We start from the raw sequence: 4,291 nt of genomic DNA, 5'->3' as shown, positions 1-4,291 counted from the left end.
AGATACATCACAATACATAAAAATATATACTGTGTTTACGAATAATAAAATAAAATCTGATTAAGTTCCACGGTATTTTACTGAAAATAAGAGAGAGAAGTGGCTCCAAATTTTTTAAATTTAATAAGTTTATACGCAGAAATTTCATCACCAAATTTAAAGTCGCTGTTATGCTCAAAAACTATCATATAAATTTTCTCTTTTTTTAGCTGCGAGATCAAATTTACAAGCTTTTCATAGATATCATCAAAGCCAGCCCTTATGTCAAATGGCGGATCAAGATAGAGCAAAACTTTGCCATTTTGCGAATTTACAAGATCAGGCAAAAGTGTAAAAGTGTCGCCATTTATCGCTTTTAAATTTGGACTTTGCAGGCTTGCAAGGTTGCTTTGAGTTATCTTAAAAGCAGCTCTATCTTTTTCGATAGCGATAGCCTCGCGCGCTCCGTTACTAACGGCCTCGCTTGCCATCACGCCGCTTCCGCCAAAACCCTCTATAAATGCAAGTGAGTAAATTTCATCTCTAATGACGTTGAAAAAGGACTCTTTTACGATGCTTTTTGTGCTTCTTGTTGTGCTTAGACTTGGTAGCTCAAGCCTTTTGCCTTTAAATTTACCACTTGAAATTTTGGTGTAGAGTTTCACTGATTTGTCCTTAAAATTTCAAGCAGATCAGCTTTAAATTTATCAATTAAGCGTGATACTTTTTGCTCCAAACTCTTTTCATGTACTATCTGCGCTGGCTCTTTTGCCTTTGAAATTTGCGTGGCTGAGTAAAACTCCTCTAGCATATCAAGAAGAGTGGCTTTGTTAAACGGATGAGAAAGATGAGCGTTCTTACCTATTATAAATAGCGGTTTTTTTGTGACGATCTCACGGTCACTTACTACAAAATCACAATCCTTATGATGAGCGGCTAAATTTCCACAAAAAAGCAACAAGGTCTTTTGCAGCAAAATGCAGTCGCATTCAAATGAAATTTTCATATCCCGTCCTATAAATTTTGCTCGATTTTAACCTAAATAATCAAAAATTTATATAAATACTAAAGGAATTTAAAATTTTACCGATGTAGATGCTGATGTAAGTTTTAAGGAGTAAAACTATGGAAATTTTAAAGGCAGCAGCAAATCAAACGCTCGAAGCAAATATGAGTTCATCAGCTCAGCGTCAGATAGATAGCAGGCCTATCGAGCATACTGATATCAGTGCAAATGTCGAGAAAAACGACAAATCAAAGGATATTAACGAGCTAGACGGACTTAGCAACGAAGATCTTGCAAGAAGGACAAGAGAGGTCACTGATAAGCTAAACTATCAGATGCAGCAGCTTGACACAAATGTAAGATTCGCTTACAACGAGAAGTTAAATTTGATGGTTGTTCAGGTAAAAGATGCCAAAACAGGCGAGGAAATAACACAGCTTCCAAGCAAGGAGGCTATAAAAATAAGTGAATACTTTAGGGAAAGTATAGGCATACTTTTTGATAAGGAGAGTTAAAAATGGCAGTAGGTAACATAACAAATTTAGGTTTAGGTACAAAAAATGGTGGACTAAACGATGAACTTATCAAAAAACTAAAAGATGCCGACGAGGCTGGACAGATCAAGCCACTAACATCAAGGCTAGAAAAAAACGATCTTAAACAAAAAGACCTTGCGGCGCTAAAAACTCTTGTTAGCAACGTAAATGTGAGCGGCAAAACACTTGGCGGCGAGGCTTTGTATCTAAAGAGAAATACAAACAACGCAGGCTCAAGCGTCACAGCATCTGCAGCAAATGGCGTTAGCGTACAAAGCTTTAGTATCGACGTGCAAAAACTTGCTCAAAAAGATACATTTCAAAGCAAAAATTTCAAAAAAGCTTCAGAGATAGTGGGCGCAACAAGCACTGGCTCATTTGACGTTGAGATCGACGGACAAAAATTCTCTATCGGCGTGACAAGATCGACAACATATCAAGATATCGTTGATAAGATAAATGATGTAAGTGGTGGCAAGTTGCAAGCTAGAATTTTAAATGTTGGTGGCGACAAACCAAATCAAATAATGCTTCAATCAGGCAAAACTGGTGCGACACAGACTATCAAAATTTCAAACGATACATCTGGCATTTTAGACAAGCTTGGCTGGGATGATACGCAGTTTCAAGACACAGATGAGAATGGCGCACTATTAACAAATCCTGATGGTTCGCCAAAGATGACATCAAATTTGGAAAAAAATAGAATTCAAAAAGCACAAGATGCAGAATTTACATATAATGGCGTAAATGTTAAAAGGGATAAAAATACATTTGATAATCTTAGGCCAGGTGTTACTATAACACTAAATGAGGTTGGTAAAACCAATGTTAGCATTTCACAAAATACAGACGAAGTCATAAAAGCGGTTGAAGAGTTTATAAAAGACTACAACTTAATGACCATGAACCTTGGTATCGCTACAAGCTATGATGAGGAAAAAGGCGCTGGCACCTTCCAAGGTGTGAGCGAAATTTCAGGCCTTAGATCAAACATCGGCCGTCTCATAAACGGACAAGATAGTGAAGGAAAGGCGTTAAGTAAATTTGGCATAACGCCTGATAAAGATGGTCAGCTTCAGCTTGATCTAAATAAATTTAACGCTGCTCTTAGCAAAGATCCTGAGGAAATTCAGAGATTTTTCATGGGATCAAACAAGACTGAGCCGATAACTCACATGGGAAATGCTCCAGTTAGCGCCGGAGCTCTAAACATAGCAGCCGGCGATCTTACGATAAATGGCAAGTCAGTTATTTTCTCAACCGCAGCTGGCTCATCAGCTGAGGACAACGCTCTAAAGCTTCAACAAGCTATAAATGACGCTGGAATAGATGGTGTCACAGCTAGCCTTGATCAAAGTGGCAAGAGAATAATCCTAAAGAGAAATGACGGCCAAAGTTTGGAGATAAAAGGCAATAGCACAGCCCTTGCAAGCCTGGGAATGAGCGAAGCAACTGTAAATCCAATAACTAAAAAGACAGATGGTCTATTTACAAGACTTAACAAAATGCTTGATGGTGTCGTTGGCAAAGATGGTACAATGATTGCTATGCAAAATCAGCTAAGAGATGAAAACAAATCAATTGCAGACAACAAAGAGGCTACACAAAAGCTTTTAGACGAGAAATATACAACGATGCAAGAGCGCTTCATCAAGTATAACGCTATCATCGCAAGTTTAGAAAATCAGTTCTCAACTCTAAAATCAATGATAGATGCTGAAATAAACAGCAGAAAATAAGAGAGAAAAATGAATCAAAGCGCATATAGTGCATACGCACAGTCGAGTTTTGGGGGCATTGAGTCCCCAACTAAATTAATAGAAATGCTTTATGATGGGATTTTGAAATTTATATTTCGCACCAAAAAAGCGATAGAAGCTGGAGATATAGAGAAAAAAGTCTATTATATAAACAGAGCAAACGCTATCTTTGTCGAGCTTTTAAACTCGCTTGATTATTCTCAAGGCGACGTAGCTCACTATCTTAGCGGCCTTTATACAAGGCAGATGCAGCTTCTTGCGATGGCTAATATCCAAAATGATATAGCCGCACTAAATGAAGTAACAAACGTCGTAAAGCAGCTATCAGAGGCGTGGCGAGAGGTAACATCGGATGAATAGCTGGGTCAATGAGTTTAAGTTAGCTTTGATAGACGAGGATGTCAGAAGGCTAGCTGTTTTATCACAAAATTTCAACGAAGATATGTTTAAAAGCTTAGCTGCAGCTGAAGAGGCAAAGGCCTTGATAGGTGGCGCGATAGAGCTTTTTAAAAGCAAATCTTCACACATCCAAAGCGAGCTTATAAAGTTACAAAAAGCTCAAAAATACATCAATAATTAAATTTCAAATTTCAAGGCACGGCTAAAAGCCGGCTCGTCTTGAATATCTCTAAATTTCACTTTAAATTTAAAGGCACGGCGTTAAGCCGAGTTCTGTCTTGAGCGATCATTTATCTACGCTTGCTTTTACAAACAAGCTCTAGCGAAGGGTTTTAATATAAGACCAAAACCATCCCTTCTTACTGCAAGTTGGGTTTATATGGCCACGCAAGTTACCAAGCGTGCCGGTGGGCTCTTACCCCGCCGTTTCACCTTTACCGCCGAAGCGGAAGTCTACTTTCTGTTACACTATCCCTTAGGTTTCCCTAGCCATCCGTTAGATGGAACTTTGTCTTATCGCAGCTCGGACTTTCCTCTTTTGCAAGATGCAAAAGCGACCGCTTACCGTGCCAGAGCGTGATTATATTTAAAATTATATAAATTTACCC

6 protein-coding genes and 1 other RNA gene are annotated in these 4,291 nt (G+C 38.4%); 4 read left to right on the top strand and 3 right to left on the bottom strand.

Annotation, left to right across the window (positions count from 1 at the left end; all coding sequences use genetic code 11):
• Positions 1-77: 77 nt before the first annotated feature.
• Complete coding sequence (gene rsmD / locus Q0296_RS02170; RefSeq protein ID WP_298036042.1) at positions 78-644, bottom strand: 16S rRNA (guanine(966)-N(2))-methyltransferase RsmD; 567 nt, start codon at positions 642-644, stop codon at positions 78-80.
• Positions 641-985 carry a hypothetical protein gene (locus Q0296_RS02165; RefSeq protein ID WP_298036040.1) on the bottom strand — a complete coding sequence of 115 codons (345 nt, stop codon included), beginning with the start codon at positions 983-985 and terminating at the stop codon, positions 641-643. The genes rsmD and Q0296_RS02165 overlap by 4 nt, the downstream gene beginning before the upstream one ends.
• A 119-nt stretch (positions 986-1,104) precedes the next feature.
• On the opposite strand from Q0296_RS02165, the gene Q0296_RS02160 reads away from it, so the two are divergent.
• The 4 genes from Q0296_RS02160 to Q0296_RS02145 are packed head-to-tail and all read left to right on the top strand — an operon-like array spanning position 1,105 to position 3,864.
• Complete coding sequence (locus tag Q0296_RS02160) at positions 1,105-1,500, top strand: FlaG family protein (RefSeq protein WP_107714967.1); 396 nt, start codon at positions 1,105-1,107, stop codon at positions 1,498-1,500.
• A 2-nt stretch (positions 1,501-1,502) separates the two neighbouring features.
• Positions 1,503-3,263 carry a flagellar filament capping protein FliD gene (fliD, locus tag Q0296_RS02155; RefSeq protein ID WP_298036038.1) on the top strand — a complete coding sequence of 587 codons (1,761 nt, stop codon included), beginning with the start codon at positions 1,503-1,505 and terminating at the stop codon, positions 3,261-3,263.
• 9 nt (positions 3,264-3,272) lie between these two features.
• Complete coding sequence (fliS, locus tag Q0296_RS02150) at positions 3,273-3,644, top strand: flagellar export chaperone FliS (RefSeq protein ID WP_298036036.1); 372 nt, start codon at positions 3,273-3,275, stop codon at positions 3,642-3,644.
• Entirely contained in the window at positions 3,637-3,864 is a 228-nt protein-coding gene (locus Q0296_RS02145) for a hypothetical protein (protein WP_298036034.1), read from the top strand. Before fliS ends, Q0296_RS02145 begins: the two co-directional genes overlap by 8 nt.
• A gap of 65 nt (positions 3,865-3,929) precedes the next feature.
• Here Q0296_RS02145 and rnpB read toward each other — a convergent pair.
• Positions 3,930-4,256, bottom strand: an RNA gene (gene rnpB, locus Q0296_RS02140) — RNase P RNA component class A.
• Between the last annotated feature and the right edge of the window lie 35 nt (positions 4,257-4,291).

Origin of the sequence: uncultured Campylobacter sp., assembly GCF_937890585.1 — a bacterium.
Lineage (GTDB): Bacteria > Campylobacterota > Campylobacteria > Campylobacterales > Campylobacteraceae > Campylobacter_A.
The sequence above is the reverse complement of the archived record's forward strand: the minus strand, read 5'-3'. Positions and strand labels throughout refer to the sequence as shown.